At 63.5% G+C, this 22,219-nt stretch carries 19 protein-coding genes; 6 read left to right on the top strand and 13 right to left on the bottom strand.

Going from position 1 to position 22,219, the window contains the following annotated elements:
- Window positions 1-6: 6 nt before the first annotated feature.
- From CDQ92_RS06590 to CDQ92_RS06600, 3 genes are all read right to left on the bottom strand, one after another.
- Window positions 7-777, bottom strand: coding sequence for a DUF2889 domain-containing protein (locus CDQ92_RS06590; RefSeq protein WP_158213775.1), 771 nt, complete (start codon window positions 775-777; stop codon window positions 7-9).
- A gap of 306 nt (window positions 778-1,083) precedes the next feature.
- Complete coding sequence (locus CDQ92_RS06595) at window positions 1,084-1,764, bottom strand: TetR/AcrR family transcriptional regulator (protein ID WP_088440646.1); 681 nt, start codon at window positions 1,762-1,764, stop codon at window positions 1,084-1,086.
- Window positions 1,765-1,940: 176 nt separating this feature from the next.
- Window positions 1,941-4,178 carry a CoA transferase gene (locus tag CDQ92_RS06600; RefSeq protein ID WP_088440647.1) on the bottom strand — a complete coding sequence of 746 codons (2,238 nt, stop codon included), beginning with the start codon at window positions 4,176-4,178 and terminating at the stop codon, window positions 1,941-1,943.
- Window positions 4,179-4,747: 569 nt separating this feature from the next.
- Here CDQ92_RS06600 and CDQ92_RS06605 point away from each other — a divergent pair.
- The 3 genes from CDQ92_RS06605 to CDQ92_RS06615 all read left to right on the top strand — a co-directional run bounded on the left by CDQ92_RS06605 (window position 4,748) and on the right by CDQ92_RS06615 (window position 7,642).
- Window positions 4,748-5,677, top strand: a complete 930-nt coding sequence (locus tag CDQ92_RS06605) for an acyl-CoA thioesterase (RefSeq protein WP_158213776.1) — start codon at window positions 4,748-4,750, stop codon at window positions 5,675-5,677.
- 24 nt (window positions 5,678-5,701) lie between these two features.
- Window positions 5,702-6,541, top strand: a complete 840-nt coding sequence (locus tag CDQ92_RS06610; protein ID WP_088440649.1) for an NAD(P)-dependent oxidoreductase — start codon at window positions 5,702-5,704, stop codon at window positions 6,539-6,541.
- A gap of 120 nt (window positions 6,542-6,661) precedes the next feature.
- Window positions 6,662-7,642 (top strand): NAD(P)H-dependent flavin oxidoreductase, encoded by a 981-nt coding sequence (locus CDQ92_RS06615; RefSeq protein WP_088440650.1) that lies wholly within the window; start codon window positions 6,662-6,664, stop codon window positions 7,640-7,642.
- 47 nt (window positions 7,643-7,689) lie between these two features.
- Here CDQ92_RS06615 and CDQ92_RS06620 read toward each other — a convergent pair whose 3' ends face one another.
- Together CDQ92_RS06620 and CDQ92_RS06625 are read right to left on the bottom strand one after the other, a co-directional pair.
- Entirely contained in the window at window positions 7,690-8,550 is an 861-nt protein-coding gene (locus CDQ92_RS06620) for an SDR family NAD(P)-dependent oxidoreductase (protein ID WP_088440651.1), read from the bottom strand.
- Window positions 8,547-9,020, bottom strand: coding sequence for a nuclear transport factor 2 family protein (locus CDQ92_RS06625; RefSeq protein WP_158213777.1), 474 nt, complete (start codon window positions 9,018-9,020; stop codon window positions 8,547-8,549). Before CDQ92_RS06625 ends, CDQ92_RS06620 begins: the two co-directional genes overlap by 4 nt.
- Window positions 9,021-9,198: 178 nt before the next feature.
- On the opposite strand from CDQ92_RS06625, the gene CDQ92_RS06630 reads away from it, so the two are divergent.
- The gene (locus CDQ92_RS06630) at window positions 9,199-10,038 is read left to right on the top strand and encodes an SDR family NAD(P)-dependent oxidoreductase (RefSeq protein WP_158213778.1); all 840 of its coding nucleotides are present in this window, start codon (window positions 9,199-9,201) and stop codon (window positions 10,036-10,038) included.
- Window positions 10,039-10,100: 62 nt separating this feature from the next.
- Here CDQ92_RS06630 and CDQ92_RS06635 read toward each other — a convergent pair whose 3' ends face one another.
- Complete coding sequence (locus tag CDQ92_RS06635) at window positions 10,101-11,129, bottom strand: acyl-CoA dehydrogenase family protein (protein WP_088440654.1); 1,029 nt, start codon at window positions 11,127-11,129, stop codon at window positions 10,101-10,103.
- A gap of 11 nt (window positions 11,130-11,140) precedes the next feature.
- Entirely contained in the window at window positions 11,141-12,295 is a 1,155-nt protein-coding gene (locus tag CDQ92_RS06640; RefSeq protein ID WP_088440655.1) for an acyl-CoA dehydrogenase family protein, read from the bottom strand.
- A 166-nt stretch (window positions 12,296-12,461) separates the two neighbouring features.
- Here CDQ92_RS06640 and CDQ92_RS06645 point away from each other — a divergent pair, with 166 nt between their 5' ends.
- Window positions 12,462-13,343: an SDR family NAD(P)-dependent oxidoreductase gene (locus CDQ92_RS06645; protein WP_088441435.1), complete on the top strand. Its 882-nt coding sequence runs from the start codon at window positions 12,462-12,464 to the stop codon at window positions 13,341-13,343.
- Here the strand turns inward: CDQ92_RS06645 and CDQ92_RS06650 are convergent.
- Window positions 13,340-14,938: an AMP-binding protein gene (locus tag CDQ92_RS06650; protein WP_088440656.1), complete on the bottom strand. Its 1,599-nt coding sequence runs from the start codon at window positions 14,936-14,938 to the stop codon at window positions 13,340-13,342. The genes CDQ92_RS06645 and CDQ92_RS06650 overlap by 4 nt on opposite strands.
- A 173-nt stretch (window positions 14,939-15,111) precedes the next feature.
- On the opposite strand from CDQ92_RS06650, the gene CDQ92_RS06655 reads away from it, so the two are divergent.
- Complete coding sequence (locus CDQ92_RS06655; RefSeq protein WP_229667534.1) at window positions 15,112-16,767, top strand: MFS transporter; 1,656 nt, start codon at window positions 15,112-15,114, stop codon at window positions 16,765-16,767.
- 15 nt (window positions 16,768-16,782) lie between these two features.
- On the opposite strand, the gene CDQ92_RS06660 is transcribed toward CDQ92_RS06655, so the two are convergent.
- Genes CDQ92_RS06660 through CDQ92_RS06680 form a run of 5 tightly spaced genes read right to left on the bottom strand, consistent with a single transcriptional unit; the run spans window position 16,783 to window position 22,215 of the window.
- Window positions 16,783-17,652: an SDR family oxidoreductase gene (locus CDQ92_RS06660; protein WP_088440658.1), complete on the bottom strand. Its 870-nt coding sequence runs from the start codon at window positions 17,650-17,652 to the stop codon at window positions 16,783-16,785.
- Between the two features lie 4 nt (window positions 17,653-17,656).
- Window positions 17,657-18,436 carry an enoyl-CoA hydratase/isomerase family protein gene (locus CDQ92_RS06665; protein ID WP_088440659.1) on the bottom strand — a complete coding sequence of 260 codons (780 nt, stop codon included), beginning with the start codon at window positions 18,434-18,436 and terminating at the stop codon, window positions 17,657-17,659.
- 21 nt (window positions 18,437-18,457) lie between these two features.
- On the bottom strand, window positions 18,458-19,357 hold the full coding sequence (locus CDQ92_RS06670) for an SDR family NAD(P)-dependent oxidoreductase (RefSeq protein WP_088440660.1): 900 nt from the start codon (window positions 19,355-19,357) through the stop codon (window positions 18,458-18,460).
- Window positions 19,358-19,372: 15 nt separating this feature from the next.
- The gene (locus CDQ92_RS06675; RefSeq protein WP_088440661.1) at window positions 19,373-20,650 is read right to left on the bottom strand and encodes an FAS1-like dehydratase domain-containing protein; all 1,278 of its coding nucleotides are present in this window, start codon (window positions 20,648-20,650) and stop codon (window positions 19,373-19,375) included.
- A gap of 50 nt (window positions 20,651-20,700) precedes the next feature.
- Window positions 20,701-22,215 (bottom strand): class I adenylate-forming enzyme family protein, encoded by a 1,515-nt coding sequence (locus tag CDQ92_RS06680; protein ID WP_088440662.1) that lies wholly within the window; start codon window positions 22,213-22,215, stop codon window positions 20,701-20,703.
- Between the last annotated feature and the right edge of the window lie 4 nt (window positions 22,216-22,219).

Raw genomic sequence — 22,219 nt, forward strand, 5'->3', positions numbered from 1 at the left:
GGTCTATCAGATTTGTGACGGGTCGTCACTATCTAGCGTTGCAGTTGGCGACGAACCGAAATCTTCCGCGTCTTCAAAGGCAAGCCAACCGTCGTCGCCGGCCGTGAGTTGATGAGGTCGATCCGAGTGATCGCGCGACGTGCCCTTCTCACGGGTCGCCAGCGAGGCCCGCTCGGGTTGCTGGACCCAGCAACCGCCGCGGGCGACCGCATGCGGCTGCCGATCGAGTTCTTCGGTGCGGCCGCGCCCACCGGAAATGAATATCGCGCGCCGCAAAACCAATGCGGCCTCGGCATCGTCGGTATTGAGGCTCGTCCCTGCCCAAGCAGTGAACCCGCGGCCCAGCATCTGCCCACGATATGCGTCGGGGGCTTCAATGACGCCGTCCTGAAAAGCCCAGCGCAGGACCGTCTCGCCATCGCGCCGCAGGGTAGCCCGCCGCTGCTCGACCGCGGCGCCGTCCTCCACGAAAGCATGATAATGCCTCGCGCTGCCACCGCGCGCCGCAAGCGCGATCGCAAGCGTGGCGAGGTCGAACTGGTGCGTGCATTGCAGCAGCGCGTCGTGAATCCTGAAGAACTGCGTGGTATCGCGTAGAAGGCGCTGACCTACTAGCTCATCAAGACGGCCCCCGGCAGCGCCACAGAGGGAAAAGGGCTGCCGTAGCGCCGTCGCCTCGACATTGGTGACCCGGGCGCCATCATGGCGGATCAACACCCGGAAATGATGAAAATCGTCTTCCAGGGCACCGCGAACCTCACCATCGATGGCGTGCAATCGGATGATCCGATGGAGCCCCGCAGGGGGAGCCGACGCAGCTTTCGTCGGCGCAGCGCCTTGCGAGTCGGAGGAACGGCCGGTGGTCATGACCATGCAATAGGCGCCGGGCAGCTTGCGATGAAGCTCCGCGCCGGGGGGATTGTCTCGCCCCACGACGCTCACAAAGCATAAGTACGGTGGGTCGGTCCCATGCCAACCCGGATGCAAAGCGCGGGAGGCAGCGTCGCCGAGGCCTGTCGCAACGACGGCGTCCGGCCGCGCGCCTCAGCTATGCGTTCGCGTCCCGGCGGCGGGAGACGGCGGCTAGACTTTGCCCTTCCCCAAGAGCTGGCAGATCAGGAAAACCTCCGCGTCGATCAGCCGTTTGCGAGACATATCGGGCGATGCGTGGCGAAAGCGGATGAACGAAGCAAGCCGCTCCATCGAGCCCGACACGACCGATGCAATCGCGAGCGGCGGAGTTCGCGCGCTCAAGTCCTCGCCGCGCATCTCCTCGATTTTTTCGGCCAGCGCGAACAGAAGCGGACCCAGCATCTTGCCGCGCGCGTCCCTGAACCGCGCTTCGCCCTCGTCGGCAGCGAGGTTGCGGATTCGCAAGAGAGCGTAATATTTATCCCAAAATGCGAGATATTCGTGCACCAATTCGCGGACGCTCGTCTCGAGACGTTCCAGTGTAATGCCCCGAGCGTAAGCACCAAGGTCGGGCATCTCTGCAGTGGCCTCTTCGAGCAAGGCGAGCACCACCTCATCGACGTCGGCGAAATAAATATAGAAAGTAGAGGGGGCGACACCGGCCAGGGTCGTCAGTTCGGACACTGTAATCATGCGGAGCGACTTCTGTTCGATCAGGCGGGCAGCCGCAGCACATAGGCGCGAGCGCGTGATCTCCGACTTCGCGCGCTTCGATCGAGCAGCATTCGCCCGGCGTACCGGCACGCCGTCGGGTTTGCGCGGCTTTTTTTCAGTCAAGGCTTCGCTGGACACGATTCATTTTCCCTGTTTTGCACCGGTCCGGCTTCGACGCAAACCGCCCGCTCGCGCTGCTGACCGCGTTTCTCTGCGATAAGGGTCGCAGGCCGTGACGGACTTCACATGAGGCCCTAATATATATCTCCGCGCAATGGCAAATTCGCGTCCCGGTCGAGCGGAGGGCGCGCCTCCTAGCGCGCGCCATCATGCACCACCCCCGCGCGAACCAGCTTGGCGGTTTCGTCCGCCAGCCCGATTTCGTCGAGCACCGATACGCTATGTTCGCCAACGTCGGGTGGCGGCAGCGCTCCCGTCGCCGGGCGCGCACCGAAATGCAGAAAGGCACCCGGCATCTCCAGACGACCGAGCCTTCCGTGCTGATAGGATTGAACAAGTCCGAGGCGTCGATTGTCGCGATCATCGAAAAAGGCGTCGCGATGATCGGTATGGGCAGCGACCGCGAAGGCGCCTGCCGCGTTTGCCATTGCGATCACGGCCGTGGTCGACTGAGCTGACAGGATTGGTTCCAACGCTTCGGCATTTGCGGCGCCCGCCAAGAGGCACAGTCGGTCAAATACTCCGGCACCTTCGGCGACGAGCGCTATCCAGCCGTCTTTCACGGCATAAAGCCGGCGTTCGGGTCCAACACCAAGCTGGCGCGCGTCGAGACGACGGAAAGGCGACAGTGTTCCGTCATCGAGAACGATCGTCTCGCTGACCGTCAGGATGCTGGCTCCGAGCAACGAGCCCGCGGCCACCTGTCCCTCGCCGGTCCGGTCGCGGTGATAAAGCGCGAGGGACATCGCAAGCGCCGACGCCAAGGCGGCTTGATGATCCATCATACCGAAGCGGTGCCACATAGGCGGATTGCCCTCGCCCGCACCCTCGAACTCCCATCCCGATTGCGCCTGGAAGAGCTGGTCGTAACCCGGCCAGTCCTTGCGCGGGCCGACAGGCCCATAGGAACTCACATGGCAGAAAATGAGATCGGGCCGGATGGCCATCACCTGGTCACTGGCGAGCCCGATCCGCCGGGCGGCGGGCATGCGGATATTGTGATGGACGATATCCGCCCACCGAACGAGACGTTCGACAACATTGGCCGCGTCCGGAGACTTCAGATCGAGCGCGAGCGACCGCTTTCCTCGCTGCGCGCCGAGAAAGGCCCCCTCCACGCGGCGCATCACGTCACCCCCGGTTCCCTCGACCTTGATGATGTCGGCACCCAGATCGCCCAGAATCATCGGTGCCAGCGGACCTGCGACGAACGAACCGAAGTCGACAATATGAACGCCCTCGAGCGGGAGACAATCGGCCGCACGCTCGCGGCGTGGCGCGGGCACGTCATCCCAGATCGAAATCGGTGTCGTCCCAAACGCCGGTGCAGCCGACTGCACGCGCATCGGTGGTTCGACGCTGCATGGCACACCTGGTTGCTGTGTCCTCCCGAGGTCCGGGTCCTCGACGTCGATGACATATCCGTTCGCGATTGCCTGTTCGTCGCGGTAAATGGCTCCCATCGGCACGTCGGCCTGCACCGGAATATCCGATGCCCACAGATCGGCCAGCCATTCAGCGCTCGGACGAGTCTTGAACACATGGGCGTTGGCACCCCAATTGATGCACGTATGATTGCTCGGCCATCCCCGGTTAAGGTCTTCGATGCGCGCCGGCCCAAGGGCATCGAGCGCAGCGCGCATCAGCGGGGCGTCGTCTGGCGGCGACTTGACGTGGATCCATACGCCGTCGCTACATTCGAATTGCGGGGAGATCATGGCTTTGCCCATGCTGTCGACAAGGGCCTGCGTCGCATGCTCCGCCCTGCGCCAGAGCATCGCCGCCGGTAAAAGCGCGCCCTGCACCAGGCTGGTCGACACGGATCCCGCGCCGCCGCCCCTCCCCGCCTGGATCAGGCGCGCCACGACGCCGATGGCCGCGAGATAGGCCGCGCCCCAGCTGCCCAGAGGGAAGCGGAGATAGATAGGGCCCTCGCGGATCCCGCGCTGCTCGTCCATCAACCCCGATTCTGCGAGCACAAGCGTGTCGTCGACGGGACGATCGGCGAGTGGATGGTCTGCGGGCCAGCTTCCGATCGACGCGTGTATAAGATGCGGATGCTGCCGCGCCATGCTCGCCTCGTCCAACCCGGCGCCGCGCTGACGATCCGCAGACCAGTCGGTCAGAACGACGTCGGCCGCCCTGAGCAAGCGACCGAGCGACCTGCGCGCCTCCTCCCCCTCGATGGCCAGTCCAACGCTTTTCTTGCTGCGATTCCACACTGCGAACGAGGCAGAGCCGCGCGCGCCGGCGTCAGCTTCGACTTTGATCACCTCGGCCCCTGCTTCTGCCAGCAGGAGACCGGTCACCGAGAGCGCATGTCCTCCGGCAATCTCGACGATGCGAATTCCGCCTAAAATACCCTCGCCCATAGGCACCCTTTCCATTGGTCTCGGTGAGTGCTGATATTATTGAAGGAGTATCACAAATGTGGCGACGTGGAAGACGCATTTCGTCGCCGCCGGCAGCACACAATGCCGAATTGCCTGCGTTGGACCGCGAAGATTGCAGCGCACATGGCGATCGAACGCGGGTCGCAACCCCTCGCCGGGTGGATTTTCGGCGAGGCACGCGAAACGCCGCGCGCCTGGCCAGGCATCATGAATGCGATGCATGGTCGCGCATTAGGCGCCATATAGCGCGACGCTTTTTTCAAGATTTGTTGGAAATGTTCATGTCGAAGGTCGCTAGCAGGCGTCCACATCGGCCGCTCGGAAACGGTCGATCCTTCCGGTCAGTCGCGAGCGGTCATGGCGCGGCGGGTCAGCTCCTCCACGCCTGGCTTCGGCACCATCTGTCGCCAAATCTTCCCGGCGATTGTCCGATTGATGCGAGCCGCGCAACGCCGGCTAGGGATTTGGCCTAATCGATATACGTGCACTCACGCCGCGGGGCGAGCATGGTGGCCCCCACCCCTCCACCGATACGATATGGACGGCCGATGACAAACCTGGATCGAAACCTGGCGCGTGAACACCCGAACGAGGCTCGCGGCGGATCTGCGACCGCGGAAGACAGCGACACCCTGACCGCGCTGATCCGGTCGCTAACATTGGTCGAGACCGGCACCGACCGGTTTCAGACCGCGCTCCCCGTTGAAAAGTGGCAACGCCTGTTCGGCGGTGAGATTTTCGCGCAGGCCCTGACGGCTGCATCGCACACCGTTGCCGCCGATCGCATACCCCATTCGATCCATGGTCATTTTCTGCGTCCCGGCCGGCCGGAAGTCCCCATCGCGTTTCGCGTCGAACGCGACAGGGATGGCGCCAGCTTCTCGTCGCGCAGAGTCGCCGCGTACCAGGAGGAGGTTCTGGTCTTTACGCTTGGCGCTTCCTTTCATCCCGCCGAAGCCGGTTTTGCCCACCAGGAAGACATGCCGGATGTCGCACCGCCGGAACACCTCCGCAGCGAGGAAGACATCCGGCGCGAACAGGCGGGCGCCATGATCGGCGCGGTTCGCGAATTCGCCCTGCGCAGCATGCCTATCGAACTCAGGCCCGTGACGCCGCGCGATTTCGTCTCGCCAGTGCCGCAACCGGCCATCCAGCATTTCTGGTTCAAGCCCAAGTCGAGCGTGCCGGACAATGGCCTGCTTCGCCGCGCCGTGCTCGCCTATGTGTCCGACATGATGTTGCTCAGCACGGCCCTGCTCCCGCACGGCACTCATTGGTCCACCACCCGGATCCAGAATGCCAGCCTCAATCACAGCCTCTGGCTTCATGCGCAGCCCGATTTCAGCGACTGGATGCTTTATTCGCTGGATAGCCCCTGGGCAGGCGGCGGCCGCGCTTTGTGCCGCGGAAGCATATTTGATCGCGCAGGCAAACTGGTTGCGAGCGTGGCCCAGGAAGGGCTGCTCCGCCTGCGCTGAACCGACTTAAGAGGGAGAGATAGGATGGGACAAAAGCCGACAGCGGGGTTCATCGGCCTGGGCGATCAGGGAACGCCGATCGCACGCCGGATCGTTGAAGCCGGATACCCCCTCACGATCTGGGCACGGCGCGAAGCCAGCACCGCCCTATTGTCCGATACGGCGGCGAAAGTCGCGGCGACGCCTGCAGCGCTCGCCGCAGACTGCGACATTATCGGCATTTGCGTCGTCAACGACAGGGATGTGGAGCAGGTTACGATCGAATCTGGGCTGCTGGATGCGATGCGTCCGGGTTCGGTGCTGGCGATTCATTCCACCCTGCTGCCCGAGACGGTGATCGGGCTCGACAAGGCTGCGCGAGCGCGCGGAGTACATGTCCTCGACGCTCCGGTCAGCGGCGGCCACAACGGCGCAAAGGCCGGGACGATGACGGTGATGGTTGGGGGGACGAGCGATGCGCTCGATATTGCCCGGCCGGTCTTCAATAGCTTCGCGCGCCTCGTCGCCCATCTTGGACCCGTTGGATCGGGGCAGCTGATCAAGCTGCTCAACAACAATCTGGCTTACGCCAATGTCGTCGCCAGCATCGACGCCCTCGAACTCGCCGAGCAGCTCGGCATGGATCGCGAAGTCGCTATCGAGGTCATCAAACTCAGCTCCGGCGCGAGCAATGGCCTCGCCATCCTCGCGGACCCGCGAACGTTTCGCAAAATCAGCGGCCCCGGCAGCAACATGCCGAAGGATGTTCATCATCTCGCCGCAGTGGCCGAAGCGATCGGGTTAGGAGACGCACCTCTGCTCGCACTGTCTCGGACGGCGCAATCAAAGATCGCCGAGCTTGCTGCCCGGCTGAGCGACGCCTGAGAGCGCCGCGAAACCAACCATATTCCGGTCGATGAGACCGTCGCCGGCAGCGGCTCCCGGTCCGGCTCCTCCCCGTCAACAAACAGTCCCGGGATCGGCCGGGGCCAGAATGGAACACTCATGGCTTTCAAGACACGCATCACCGAAATGCTGGGTATCGAGCATCCGATCGTTCAGGGCGGCATGCAAAGCGTGGGCTATGCCGAGCTGGCAAGCGCGGTGTCGAACGCCGGCGGGCTGGGCATATTGACGGCGCTGACGCAGCCCTCTCCCACGGCACTCCGCGACGAGATCGAACGCTGCCGCGCGATGACCGACAAGCCGTTCGGGGTGAACATGACCGTTTTCCCGACGATCAACGCCCCAGATTACAAGGCCTATGCGCAGGCGATCATCGACGGCGGGGTCAAGATCGTCGAGACCGCGGGAACGCCAGCGGTGCGCGAAATCTGGGAGATGCTGAAGCCGCACGGGGTCACCATCCTCCACAAATGCACCGCGGTCCGGCACGGGCTGTCGGCCGAGCGGGCGGGCTGCGACATCATCTCGATCGACGGTTTCGAATGCGCCGGACACCCCGGCGAGGACGATATTCCGGGCCTGATCCTGATCCCCGCGGCTGCTGACAAGGTGAAAATCCCGATGCTCGCTTCGGGCGGCATCGGCGACGGGCGCGGCCTCGTCGCGGCGTTGGCGCTGGGCGCCGAAGGCATCAACATGGGCACCCGCTTTTGCGCCACCGCCGAGGCGCCGATTCACGACAATGTGAAGCAGGCCTATGTCGACAACGACGAGCACGGCAGCTTCCTGATCTTCCGCAGTTTCAAGAACACCGCCCGCGTCGGCAGGAGCCCGGTCAGCGAAGAGGTCGTGCGCCGGCTATCGCAACCCGACGCCCAGTTCAGCGACGTGCAGGAACTGGTCGCGGGCGCCGCCGGGCGCGAATTGTTGCAGACCGGCGATCTTTCGAAGGGCGTATTCTGGGCCGGCATGGTTCAAGGCCTGATTCACGACATTCCGACCTGCGAACAATTGATCGACCGGATCATCGCCGACGCCGAGGCGATCGTCGATCAGCGGCTGGCATCGCTTCGCGCGTAAAACGCCGCTTCCGCTGACGGGTCGGCGTGACCGCCGAATGTTCGCCGTCAGTCGCGCGCCTGCCCTTGAATTTGGGTCCATTGACGCGACGGGGTGCGCTGCCATCCCGCGGCGGCGGCGGTGCCGCCGTCGACCGGCAGGTTGATGCCCGTGATATATCGCGCCATCGAAGAGCATAAAAAGGCGACCGCATCTCCGCATTCGATATCGTCGCCTTCGCGTCCGAGCGGTATCAGGCGGTTCATTGCGTCCTGGGCGTCAGGACTGCGCTGAACCCAAGTCGAAGGGTCGACAGGACCGCTGCGATTGCCGCGGCCACCGGGGGTGATCGTGTGATCGGGCGACACCGTGTTGACCCGGATCGCGTCATCCGAGAGCTCTAGTGCCATCGACTGGGTGAAGTTGATCATCGCGGCCTTGCACGCCGCATAGACGGCATAGCCCGGCGCAGCGCGCGTAGCTTCGATCGAGGAAATTCCGACGATCGATCCGCCGCGGCCGCCTCTTACCATGACCGGAATCACGGCCGACGTCGCGGCGAGGAAGCTGACGAAATTGATGTCGATATGCCGGCGCCAACTGCGCTCGCCTTGATCGGCAAACATCTTCTTTGCGACCCCGCCGACATTGTTCACTAAAATGTCGATGCGGCCGAACTCGGCGTCAGCGTCGGCGACCATCGCGGCAATCCTGGCCGTATCCATCATGTCGGTCGTGACGCCCAACGCCTTCCGGCCGCGCTCGCGAACGCGCTCGCAAACCTCTGCGTTACGCTCCGGCAAGATGTCGGCAATGACAAGATCGGCGCCAAAGTCCGCGAGCCGGAGCGCGCAAGCACGCCCTATTCCGCCGCCGCCGCCCGTGACGATAGCAACCTGGCCGGTCAGATCGATCCCGGTCTCGGTCATGAGGTAGGTAGCCCGGTCAGCGGCAGGAACGCCGGCAGCGGACCGAAGCCCTGCGGCGGATGGGGAAGCTCCCAGCGCAGCGGCGCATCGACGGTTCGCTTGGCAAAACGCCAGCCGACCGCAGTTCGGACCATTTCGTCCTGATAGACACCGAAGATCATTTCGAAAGTGCCGCCTGTCGGCCGCTTGATCTCGCTGAACCACCATCGCGCCGTTGCGCGGTCGCCATCGATCTCCACAACGCCCGAATGGGTAAGCTGCATCAGAAACTCGCGTTCGACCTCGACGAGACGTTTGAAGCGCTTGCGCAGCTTCCCGATACCTTGAAGGGGCGCGCCCGCGGCTGGCGAGTGCAGGATGCCGTCTTCGGAATAGACCGCCGCCATGGCCTCGCCATCGCGGCGATTGACCGCATCGGTATAGGCCGCGGCAAGGCTGCGGATCGCCATTTCATCTTCGGCTGCATTCACGGCCCTCATCTCCTTTGCTCGCTCCTTGGCTGGTCTCATTTTGCGGCGAGCGGCGATCTATTTCCATCGCCGCATTGAGGGGAAAGTCGTCGCCGTTCGCGCAAGCCGCCCCTTTCCGGTCGATCGTGGCTGCGCCGACTGTCCAATCAGGAAAATGAAGATTCACAGGGAGATTCGCGTGAGCAACGACAAGTTCGACTTGACGGGCAAGGTCGCCATCATTGTCGGCGGAACGCAGGGCATGGGCCTGAATATTGCCGAGATGTTCGCCGCGAGCGGTGCCAGGATCATGATCTGCAGCCGCACGGCAGCCGACACCGAGGCGGTATCGAAATCGCTCAACGAGCGGTTCGGCAATGGCGACGAGATCGCCGCCGGCTGCGCTGCCGACATGACGATCAAGGACCAGCTCCAAACTGTCGTCGACAGAACCGTGGCCAAATTCGGGAAGGTGACCACGCTGGTCGCGTCACCCACGGTGCGCCCCTTCTTCGGCTCGTCGCTCGACACGCCGGATGAAGAACTCGATGCGCAATATCTTTATGTTTTCAAAAGCAGGTTCTGGATCGCGAGCATGTGCATCCGCGAGATGCGCAAGAGCGGCGGCGGGTCGATCATCTTCATCGGCTCGGGATCGGCTTTCGAGGCGACGTCCGAGCGTTCGGTCTATTCGTGTATCCGTGCCGCGGAGGCAAAGCTGATCCAGAATTTTGCAGCCGAGTTCGGGCAGGAGAATATCCGCGCCAACATCATCTCGCCCGGGCTCATCGATTCGAGCGGGGCGCAGGCCTTGTTTCAGGATCCCGCCGTCACCAGGGCTTTTACGGAGCGACTGCCGATGAAGCGCGCAGGTACGACGCGCGAGATCGCCTCGGTCGCGACTTTCCTGGCGAGCGAAGCAAGCTCCTTCACCACCGGCGCTATCGTCCCGGTCGATGGCGGACGTAACCTGCACGCCCAGCCAAACAAGCTCACCGACCAGTTCGCGCCCGAAAAAGATGCCCGCCACCGCGGCTGATTTCAGATGAGCAGAGCACTTGCAGACAGCGCGGGGCGGACGCCGAAGGCGCCCGTCCCGTTTTAAATCACGGCATCGGCGCCGATGAACTGCCCTTTCTGGACGCGCTGATCGCCACCGATAAAATCTATCAGATGGGCGCGCTTGACGAACAGATGCGCCTCTACTTCGGCGGTGAAGCCAATCGCTCCATGCACCTGGATTCCGGTCGCGCCATTTTTGAGCGCCGCATCGACGGCGACGATGCGCGAAGCGAGCGCATGAAAGCGCGATTCGTCGCTGTTCTTAGACAGGATGACCGAAGCAAAGGATACCTGGCAGGACGCGACTTCGGCGGCAATCGCCATGTCGGCGCACTTATGCTTGATCGCCTGGAACGAGCCGATCGGTTTGCCGAATTGCTCGCGCACCTTCGCATAGTCCACCGCGCCGGCGAGCGCCGCTTCCGCAACCCCGGTAGCATAGGCCGCGATGAGCAGATTGGCGCGCGCATGATCGATGCCGTCCTTGACCGACGACCAACTCAGCGGCTTGCCACTCTCTAGTGCAGCGCGCATCAGCCGCATGTGGCTGTCCATGCTGAGCCGCTCGCTCTGGCCCATAAATTCGTCGCGCCGGAACAAGGCGATCGCGTCGCTGGTCAGCAACACAATGAAGTCGGCCTCGTTTGCCTCGATCAGGTGGAACTCGCCGGAGAAAATACCATCATCACCGGCGACGGTGCCCCGCGGCGTCGCGAGACCCACCGCACTGGTTCCCGCCATGATCGCCGCGGCAATGTCGGGCATCGTGCGCGCAGCAAGATGCGCGCCAAGCGTCGCGCCCAGAACGCCGACCGATACGAGCGCGCGGCCGAATTCGATGTAGGTCAGCGCCTCTTCGACCGCGCTCAGACCGAGGCCGCCGCCTTCCTCGGGCACGCCGAGCCCCAGAATTCCGAGCTCGGCCATTTTCGGCCAGAGCGCGGCATCGGGATTGCCGATCTGCCCGAACTTGTCCGGGCGCAGCCTTTCGAGCGGGGCGCTGGCCGCCAGAAAGCCGCGGACCATATCGACAATTTGCTGTTGTTCTTCGGTAGGAAGCAAGTTCATGATAAAAGACCTTATCGCGGCAGGCCGAGCACGCGCTCGCCGATGATGTTGCGCTGGATTTCCGACGTGCCGGCGGCAATCGTGTTGCTGTAGGTCCGCAGATAGGGGCGGATCCAGGGATCGTCTTCGGGCAATTCGATCGAATCGGGGCCGATGATGTCGAGCGCGATACGGCGGATCCGCTGCTGCAGCTGACTGAAGAAGGCGCGTGCCAGCGATACCTCGGAGCCCGGCGGCGCGATCGCCGCGCGGGAGGCGATGCGGTAGGTCATCGCGCGCACTGCCGTCACCTCGGCGCGGAGCTGCGCCAGTCGCTGCCCGATGTCGTCATTCTCGAGCGCGCTGGCACCAAGGCGTTGCCGCGCCATGTCGACGAGCCGCTCGACGACTGCGCCGTAACGGATGTTTTCGAGCATACCCGCAGTGCCGCGCTCGAATCCGAGGGTGGACATCGCAACATTCCAGCCGTCGTTCACCTCGCCCACCACGTTCGACAGCGGAATCCGCACATCGGTGTAGAAAACCTGGTTGAAATGGTGGTGCCCCGGTGCTGTCATGATCAGGATCGGGCGTAGCTCGATGCCGGGCGTCTGCATGTCGCAAATGACCCAGCTGATTCCCTTGTGCTTGGGCGCCGCCGGGTCGGTGCGAACAAGCAGTTCCTGCCAGTCGGCCAGGTGCGCCGAACTCGTCCAGATTTTCGATCCGTTGACGACCAGTTCGTCGCCGACGATTTCCGCCCGGCATTTCAGCCCGCCAAGATCGGAGCCGTTGTTGGGCTCCGAAAATCCCTGGCACCAGGCGACTTCGCCGCTCAATATTTTCGGAAGATGATATGACTTCTGCTCGTCGGTGCCGCGCGCCATGATCGTCGGAGCGGCATGATTGCATCCGACGAAGAGCAGTTCGGCGTTGGGCCCGCCGGCCTTGGCATATTCTTCGTACCAGATGAGCTGGTGGGTGAGCGACAATCCGCGCCCACCATATTCGACCGGCCACGATACCCCGGCCCAGCCGCCCTCGAATTGCTTGCGCTGCCAGCCAAGGTCGAACTCGCGCATTCCCGGGCCATCGGGTGGCCGGACCTCGCGGGGGATATTCGCATCGAGCCATTCGCGCGCTTCGGCTCGGAAAATCTCGTCCTCGGCCGTATAGTCAAGATTCATTCTGCCTCGTCCCGTCCTGATCCGTGCGCCAGCGCACAGTCTTTCCTAACGCAATTGCGTCCCGGCAATTATGCGAAGTTCGACCGCCGCGATGCACCTTGGCAATAACCAATCGCGCGATAGGCATTATGCCCTCCGGCAAGACAGGCTGGACAAGGAGAGCGCCATGGGTTTGCTGGATGGCAAAGTTGCGATCGTAACCGGAGCGGGCGGCGGGCTCGGGCGAGCCTATGCGCTGCTGATGTCGCGCGAGGGTGCGAAGATCGTGGTCAATGATTATGGCGTCCCGTCGGCAGGCGGCGACCCGGTGTCGGACAGCGCGAACGAAGCGGTCCGGGAGATTGTTGCAGCGGGCGGTGAGGCGGTCGCGAATGCCGCGGATGTCGGGACAATCGCGGGCGGCCTTTCGATCTTCGAGACCGCTATGTCCGCATTCGGCCGCGCCGACATCCTCGTCAACAATGCCGGAATCCTTCGGGACCGGACGCTGATCAAGATGGACGAGGCGGACTGGGACGATGTGATGCACGTTCACCTCAAGGGCACCTTTTGCGTGACCAAGCCGATATTTGCTTGGATGCGGGAAAATGGCGGTGGCGTCGTCGTCAACACGACATCAACCTCGGGTCTTTCGGGCAAGTTCGGGCAGGGAAATTATGGCGCCGCCAAGGGCGGGGTCTGGGGTTTTTCGAACACCTTGGCACTTGAAGGTCAAAAATACGGCATCCGTGTCTGGACGCTCGCGCCCGCCGCCAATACCCGGCTGACCGAGGCCGTCACCGATGACGCCTACAAGGCGGTCTATACGACCGACAGGGTCGCCGCTGTCGTGCTTTACATGGTCAGTTCGCTGTCGGGCGACCAGACGGGCAAGACCATCGTCGCGGGCGGCGGCATCGTCCGCGAAGTGCGGCTCGAGCGTGGGCCCGCGCTCCTTCCCGAAGCCGATTTCTCGGCGCACACGATGGCCGAAGCGGTTGAGAAGGGCCTCGTCATGTTGCCGCGCGACGAGGGATCGCCCAGCCTGATGCGGCCTGACCGAGCCTAGGACAACGCCGCGCGCAGGTCCCGGCGCAGCTCCGCCTTCCTGATCTTGCCCGCGGGGGTCCGCGGAAGATCCCGCGCGAAGATCACGCGCTCCGGCGTCTTCTGCCGCGCCGCACCAAACGCCTGGAAGGCTGCATCGATGGCCGCCCGATCGAGCGCAAGGCCGTCATCGACAATCAAATAGGCGCAAACGCGTTCGCCAAGGCGGTCATCGGGATAACCGACGGCGGCAGCCTCACGAACGCCGGGAATCCGGAGCAGCAAGTCCTCGACCTCGCGCGAGGAAATATTCTCGCCGCCGCGAATGATGATATCCTTTTTGCGATCGGTAATGGCGAGCAGACCCGCTGCATCGAGGCGGCCAATGTCGCCCGACAGGAACCAGCAGCCGGGAAGCCACGCGCCGGCGTCGATGGCGGGATCGCTATAGCCAAGAAACATATCGGGGCCGCGCGTCGCCACTTCCCCTTCCGTACCGGTTTCAACGTCATTGCCATCGTCGTCGACGATGCGAAGCTCGACGCCGGGGCGCAATCGGCCATCGGTCGTCATGCGGACGTACAGCGGATCGCCGTCCGCACCCTGCGTGACGGTTGGATGCTCGCTCATCCCGTAACGTCGGAACATGTGAATCCCGGCCGCTTCCGCGCGCGCTACCAGCGATTCGGGAACGGTCGCGCCGCCCGTACCGCAAGCGCGCAGCGATCCCATGTCGCAGCCAAGCGCCTCAGCGGCATCGAGCAGTGCGAGATAGTGAAATGGCGTCCCCGCCGTGTGGGTGATGCGCTCCGAGCCAACATAGCGTGCCGCCGCGTCGGCATCATAGGTTTCGAACAATATGGTTCGCCGCGCCGCTGCGGCATGCGCGAGGACGCCAAGCGCGCCCGCCACATGGCCCGCCGGATAAGGCGACATCACGCGGCTGGCGGGGTCATTGTCGGGATAGCTTTGCCAGACTTCGGCCAATAAGCTGTTGGCGCTGTGGAGCACACCCTTGGGGTCGGCAGTCGTTCCCGACGTATATACCATGAAGGCCGGATCGTCGGCAGCCACTCCGGGCCAATTGTCCGTGGCCGCAAGTCCCTCGAAATCGTCCCAGCGCATATAGTCGCCAGCATCGCCGTCGCCTACGACGACAACGGCTTTGAGGTCGGGTAATTGTCCGCTGTCCCGCACGTTCTGGACGCAATCGGTTTGCCTCCACCGATTGGGTATGAAAAGTATTTTCGCGCGTGCGTCACGCAACACGAACCCGAGTTCGTGCGGTCCGTAGATCGTTACAATGGGAAGAATGACGCAGCCGAGTGCCGCCGCAGCCTGGTAGACGAGCGCAGTCTCGATCGAATTGGGCAACTGCATCGCTACGACGTCGCCGGCCGTCAGACCGAGGCCATGCAGGGCACCGGCAAGCGCGCGCCCGCGCTTACGCAACTGGCCGAGTGAAATCGAGCGAGGCCCGCGGGCGGCGTGGACGGTCAGAAGGACCTCGGGATGGCCGCTGGCTGCGGCCTCGAAGGCTTGGTCGAGCGTCTGGTCGCGCCAGTGGCCGTCGGCTCGCCAACGGGCTTGCAAGTCTTTGTCAGCGCGCAATTGCATGACGCTTCGTTATCGAGGGCCGACCGCGGTGACTATGGCCTAGTTTCGCCGATCAAGCCCGTAAACACATAGGATTTTTGCTCGCCCAGTTGGCAGGCTTTTACCGTCGACAGGACGGACTGCGGGACCGGCACCGCATGGGTCGCCCTCGTCGCAAGAGAATGGATGCCGGCATGATCTCCACCGAAATGATCGAACCGCTGAAGCAAGGCCTTTTCCGCCGTATCTGGACTGCTAGCCTGTTATCGAACACCGGACGAATGATCCAGGGTGTCGGGGCGGGCTGGGCGATGGTCGAAATGAACGGCACGCCCGAGCAAGTGGCGCTGGTCCAGACAGCGCTCACTTTGCCGATCACCCTTTTTGCCCTGCCCGCGGGCGCGATTGCCGATATTTACGACCGGCGTCTCGTCATCCTCTTCGCGATCATTGCCTCGCTTGTCGGCTCGATCCTTTTGTCGATCGCGGTGTTTGGGGGCCATGTCGGCCCCGCCAGTCTTCTTCTGTTCACCTTTCTCGTCGGCAGCGGAATGGCCCTGTTCGGCCCTTCGTGGCAGGCGTCAGTCGGCGAGCAAGTCACCCCCGCGCTGCTTCCCAGCGCGATTGCGTTGAACAGCGTCAGCTTCAACATAGCGCGCAGCTTCGGCCCTGCGGTTGGCGGTGTCATCGTCGCTTGGGCCGGGGTCGCCGCGGCCTTCATCGCCGCCGCCGTCTGCTACCTGCCGTTGATCGTGGTGATGATCCTGTGGAAGCGCGCCCGGGAGATCCCGCGGCTGCCGCCCGAACGGCTGGTCGAGGCCACGATCGCGGGGCTTCGCTATGTCCTGCACTCGCCCCGGATCCGCACTCCGTTATGGCGAACATTTTCGGCGGCCTTTGCCGGAACTGCGATCGCCGCCCTGCTTCCGCTTATCGCTCGCGACATTTTGCACGGAGACTCCCGGATCTTCGGATTGCTGCTAGGCGCCTTCGGCGTCGGGGCTGTGCTAGGCGGCCTCGCGCTCGCATCGCTGCGCGCCAAATTATCCACCGAAGCGGTGATGAGACTTTGCAGTTTTGGCGTGGCAGCAATGGCCGTCGTGGTCGGCAGCAGCCGGTCCGAACTCATCACCTCGCTCGCGCTCGCGGTGGCGGGCGCCGGCTGGCTGATTTCGGTCGCGATCTGCAATATCAGTATCCAGCTGACCGCGCCGCGGTGGGTCGCCGGTCGAACGCTCGCGACCTTTCAGGCCGCAACGGCCGGCGGAATCGCGCTGGGTGGTTGGGCCTGGGGTCGGGCTGCCACCGAGATCGGGCTTTCGGGCGCGCTTTACGCCTCGGCGGCGCTTCTCGTCGCCGTAGCGCTAATTCTTGGACGATGGATGCCAATGCCGGTGGTCAAGGTGGAAGACAAGGAAATGTCAGCCCAGCGCAAGGAGCTGTCGGCGAGGCTTGCCCTCACCCCGCGCAGTGGCCCGATCGCGGTCGAGATCGACTATCGCGTCGCCCCCGAAAAGGCGCGTCGCTTTTACATCTTGGTCCAGCAGTTGCAGCGTAGCCGCAAGCGCAACGGCGCCCGCTCCTGTTCGGTGGCACGCGATATTCGCGATCCCTGGATCTGGCGCGAACGCTACGTCTGCGCGACCTGGCTCGATTTCCTGCGCCAGCGCGATCGACCGACCGTCAAAGAAGCTCAGATCCAGCAGGAGGTCGCCGCCTTGCATGAGGGCCCTGGCCCGATCCGCGCGACCATCATGCTCGAACGCCCGATCGGATCGGTTCGCTGGAAAGAGGCAACCCCCGATCATGGCCTCCTGCCCGTCGAACCATCAGGCGTATCGACACCCTGACGCAGGAAGCGGGCGTCAGTCCTGAGGGCGCTGCCGTGCCCATTCGCGCACGGGGACGAAGTCGGGTGCGCTCGACGCGCGGTGACGCAACCAGTTTGCGCCGTCGACGACGAGGGTATGGCCGGTAATGTAAGACGCATAAGGCGAGCAAAGGAAAACGGCCGACCAGGCAAGTTCCTGCAATCTGCCGACGCGTCCCGCGGGCATCTGCTTCGACCGCTTGTCCTCGCCGGACCAGTCGCCCTTCATATGCGCGGCGGTATCGTCATGCGGAAAATAGCCGGGAGCGAGCGTATTGATCCGCACGCCGTCGATCGCCCATTCGACGCCGAGCGTCTGGGTGAGGTTGGTGACCGCGGCTTTCGCCGCGGCCGAATGCGCCGACCCAGGGCCGCCTGTCCAAGCGAATGTCGCGCCGATGTTCAGGATGGCGCCGGAGCCCCCTGCGGCCAGCCGGCGACGATGCAGCTCCTGGGAACAGAAAAAGGTACCGTCGAGAACGATCTGTGTAACCGCCCGCCACCCATTCGGCGTAATGTCCTCGGCGGGTGCCATGAAGCGGCCGGCGGCGTTGTTGATCAGAATCGTAACCGGACCGAGCGACGCCTCGATTTCGTCGAACGCGCGCGTCACCTGTTCGGGATCCCGGATGTCGAGTGCCACACCGATCGCGGTGCCGCCAAGCGCCTCGATCGCCGCGACGCCCGCCGCCCGATGCTCCTCCTTCCGGCTCGCGATCGCAATGCGGCCGCCGTGGCGCGCGAACATCTGTGCCATCGCCTTGCCGAGCCCCGTACCGCCGCCAGTGACGAGGATGACATCGTCTTTGAATGTGTCGGGGGGCATAAACGGATGATCGACCGCAAAGGGTTCGGCAAGCGCCATCAGGTCAAAGTCCTTTGAAAACGGGATCGCGCTTTTCGTTCCGCGCCGCGCGCGCTTCCTGGCGATCCTCGGTCTTGTACAGCGCCGATATGGCGACGAGTTCCTCGCGAATGCCGCGGCGAATCTGGTCGCCGTGGACGCCGTCGATCAGCTGCTTGGCCATGGCGACATGAATCGGCGGGCGCGCGGCGATCTTGCTCGCGATCTCGAGCGCGCGTGAATCGAGATCGGCGTCATCAACGACGAAATCGACCATGCCCCAGGCCAGCGCCTGCGCGGCGTCGATGCGTTCGCCCGTCATCAAGAGATATTTGGCGCGTGAGGGCCCCGCAACCGCGGCGGTGATCACCGAGCCGCCGCCGTCGGTGATGATCCCATGATCGATTTCGGGGAGCGAGAATTGCGCCGTCGCGGACGCGACGCGAATATCGCACTGCAGCGCCAGTTCGCAGCCGCCACCGATCGCATAACCGCGGATCGCGGCCACGAACGGCTTCTGACTGTCGAGTATCTGGAATTTGCGCTTCTGGCTCTTGCTGACATGCGCAAAATCGCTGACGCCGGGTGCGCGGACGCCGAGCGCCGCGGTATCACGACCGGTGCAAAACGATTTACCTTCGCCTCGCAGCAAAATGGCGCGGACCGCGGGATCGTCCTGCGCAGCGGAGATCGCTTCGCCAAAGGCGGCGCTCATCGCATTGTCCATTGCATTATGGCGATCGGGACGGTTGAGCGTGATCACCGCTACCGCCTCTGTGACATCGATTCCTATGCTGTCAGTCATCGGCCGTCTTTCCTGAATAAATCATCCCGTGATGTTTCGCATGATCGTACTGATATCGCCAGCGCTCCGCGGCTCGCTGTAGGTCGATGCGTCGGAAACCTTGTCCCAGTTGGCGAGGATCGTTTCAGCCGTCGCGTCTGGCGAGACCCAACCTTCGGTGACGCCGATCATCACCCGCGAATACCAGCCCGCGCCCGCCATATAGATTTCACCATTCGTCGGGCATTGGGCGTGCGCGAGTGCGACCGCGATGGGCGCAACCTTGCCCGGTCCCTTGGGCGCATCGTCGTCGACGGGTGCCCCCGTCAGGCGGGTTCCGGCGATCGGCGCCAGCGCATTGACCTTGATGCCGGCCTTCTCGCCTTCGATCCGCAAGGTGCGCATGAGACCGACCAGGCCCATTTTCGCGGCTCCGTAGCTCGCCTGGCCGAAATTGCCGAGCAATCCGGAAGCCGAGGTCGTCAACAGGATTCGACCGCCCCTCCCGCCTTCTTTCATCGCGTTGAAGGCCGGTTGCGCGACGAAAAAGCCGCCGCCCCACAAATGGACGTCAATCACCGAACGGGCTTCGTCGAAATCGAGCTTCGCGTAGCTGCGATCGCGCAGGATGCCCGCGTTCGAGATCAGGGCATCGAGCCGGCCCCATTTGTCGAGCGCTGCCGCGACGATGGCCTTCCCGCCCGCAGGCGTCGCGACACTATCGAAGCTTGCCACCGCCTCGCCGCCCTGGGCCTCAATTTCCGCAACCACGCGCGCCGCGGCTGAAGCGTCGGACCCCTGCCCGTCGGTCGATCCGCCAAGATCGTTGACGACCAGCTTTGCCCCGCGCGCGGCGAGTTCGAGCGCGTAGGCACGCCCGAGGCCGCTGCCGGCGCCCGTCACAACGACGACTTCGTCGTCAAATCGCAGTCTATCAACCATTCCCTGCCCCCTATGTTAGCCAGCCGCCTTGCGCGCTGCGGCTTCCGCCATCATGTTTGCACCGCGCCGCACGAGCTCGATCGGCGCCTCGGGCAGGATCACTGCACCATATTCGCGCGAAGGGAGCAGTATCTTCGCCTTACCGCGCGTGGTGATGTCGCCGCGTTGGTTCGTGGCTTCCAGTACGATCTCAACCGTGGGACGGCCGTTTTCGACCGACTTGCCTGTCACGCTACCGCCGATGATGTGGAAATCCCCGACGAAATTGAACTGGCGCAGCTCGACGCCATAGCTTTCGATCCAGCCATCGTCGCCCATCCAGTTGGTCAGGAGATGCGTCAGCCAGGCAAAACGCATGATCGCATAATCATATCCGCCAGGCAGGCCGAGGTCCTGCGCGCGGCTGTCGTCCCAGTGCACGCGCTGTTGTGGCTGGGGCACCCCCCAGGCATCGGGTGTGTAAAAGGGCGCGATCTTGCCGCGCGCTCGCCAGCCATAACGCAGAGGGCCAATGTCATATCCGTCGGCCATGCCCGTGGCTATATGGCGGCAGATCAGGTCGACCATCGACAACGGACCCTTCGCAACCGGGGTCAGCGCCTCGCCGACTTCGACGTCTTCGAAATAGCGGATGGTGGCGCCGCGCCGCTGTTCGGCGGCATAAACCTCGTCGATCCGCGCTATGTCGTCGGGCGTATAGGTGTGCCGCGCAACGTCGGCATATTTGCCCTTTTCCTTCGACCCCTTGCGCTCGGCATTGACGAGCGAATGTTCGCGCGTCGCCAGCGGCGCCCCCGCGGCGTCGACATAGAGCGAGCGGTAGCTGTCGATGACCGAGCGGCCTCCCGAAAAACTTGATTGCTTCACTTGAATGTCAGAGGTGACATATTCCTCATAGGCGGTGTCGCCTGGGAAGATCGGCTTGAAGAAGGTCCAGGTCGTCGAAGCCAGATATTTGCCGATCCCGCGGAAAAGGCCGCGGAACAGCGCCTTGTGCTCGGGCGAATAGGACGGGCACTCATTGATACCCATTGTCTGGATGAACAACGGATGCGCCACGGGACCACGCCAACGCGTATTCTTTGCATAGTCTGGGTCGTGCCACAGCGGATTGTCATCACCGACGAGACCGAAGGCGAAATGCCGCATGCCGTCGGTCGTCGCGGTCTCGTTGAACGCCTTCACGAAGCGGCGCTGGGGAATGCCAATCTGGGCAGTGGCCCTCTCGATGTCTTCGTCGCTGATCGTCGAATCGATATCGCGCGGAGTATCGGCCTGCGTCTGAGTTTCCATTGATGTCCCTTATCCAAATGCCGGTGATGTAGCCGCCCGCTGTCGGCCGGTCAGAAGTGATACTTGTCTTGGAAGAGCGCGCGTAGCGCGGGCCGGTCGACCTTCATCGAAAGCGTCCGCGGCAAGGCGTCGACCAGCTCGATCGACGTTGGAACCATATAGGCCGGCATCTGCGAGCGAACGAAATCCTTGAGATCCTGCTCGCTCGTTTGCGCCCCCTCGACGATCTCGACCACCGCGATCGGGACCTGGCCGAGCCGGCTGTCCCTGACCGCAAGGATGCCCGCCTCGCGCACCGCGTCGTGCTGACGCAGCGTCTCCGCGACCTTCTCCGGCAGAATCTTGAATCCGCCCCGGTTGATGGCTTCGTCCGCGCGGCCGTGAATCCAGAGGAAATCGTCGGTATCGAAGGATGCAAGATCGGTCGTCTTGATAAAGTCGGGGCCGATCCGCGGTGATTTGAGATTGAGGATTCCGATCTGACCGCGCTCCAGCTCTTCGCCCGTCTCGACGTCGGTAATCTTGACCTGCATGTCGGGACGCAGGGTGCCCGCAGCGCCGCGCTTCGATTCGCCATAGAGTTTATGGTCAGCAAGTGACCACCCGGCGATACCTCCCATGAATTCGGAGGCGCTATATTCGGTGAGAACCGGAATCCCGTAAGCCTCTTCGAATGCGCGTTGCGTCTCGGGATCGAGCGGTGCGGTCCCCGCGCGGATAACGAGCAGGCTCTTGATCTTTTCGGGCGCAACGCCCTGCTCGAGGACCATCGTGATCATGGAGGGCACCAGATTGGCCGCCTTGACCTGACCGCGCTCGACCGCATCGGCCCAGCGCTGGACGTCGAACTTGTCGAACAGTTCGACCGGACGCGCCTGATTGAGCGCCAGAAGCGCGCCCCAAAGCCCCCCCGAATGCGAGAATGTCGTCAACAAGATTCCAGGTGATCGCTTGACCTTGAGCGGCTCGGCCTGCTTGTCTTTTTCCGATCGAGCTCCGAGTTCCAGCGCTTTTTGAAAGGTCGCCGCGGGCACCTGAATTCGCTTGGGCTCGCCCGTCGTCCCGCTGGTCAGACGCTCGACGATCGCATCGTCGAGCTTTCGGAATGGGCCACTCCCGACCGTATCACCGTCCGCGAGCAGGCGCGCCGCCGGGACAGCCTGGGCATCGATCGTGACGCCGACTCCGCCTGTATCTGCGAGGGCCTCACGAACTTCAGGGTGAAAATCCTGGGCGACCCCGACGCTGGCCGCCATCCCGAGCGCACGAAGCTGCTCGGCAATCTTCTGCACCGGTTGGTGCGGATTGACAGGCGATACCGTATATCCGCCCTTGATCAGTCCGATCAGGGCCCCAAGAAGGGCCGGATCGTTGCGGGCGATCCAGCCAATCGACGAGCCCTCTGGAACGCCTGCGGCTGCCAGGCACTCAAGGATGCCGTCCGCCACCAGCCCGAGTTGCCCCCAGCTCGTCTGTGTGCCTTGATAACGCACCGCGACGCTTTCGGGCTCTAGCGTCGGCAAGCTCCCGAAGTGGGCGGCAATCTGTTCGGCGATGGTCGTCATTCAA

This window comes from Sphingopyxis bauzanensis, assembly GCF_002205675.1.
GTDB classification, from domain to species: Bacteria; Pseudomonadota; Alphaproteobacteria; order Sphingomonadales; family Sphingomonadaceae; genus Sphingopyxis; species Sphingopyxis bauzanensis.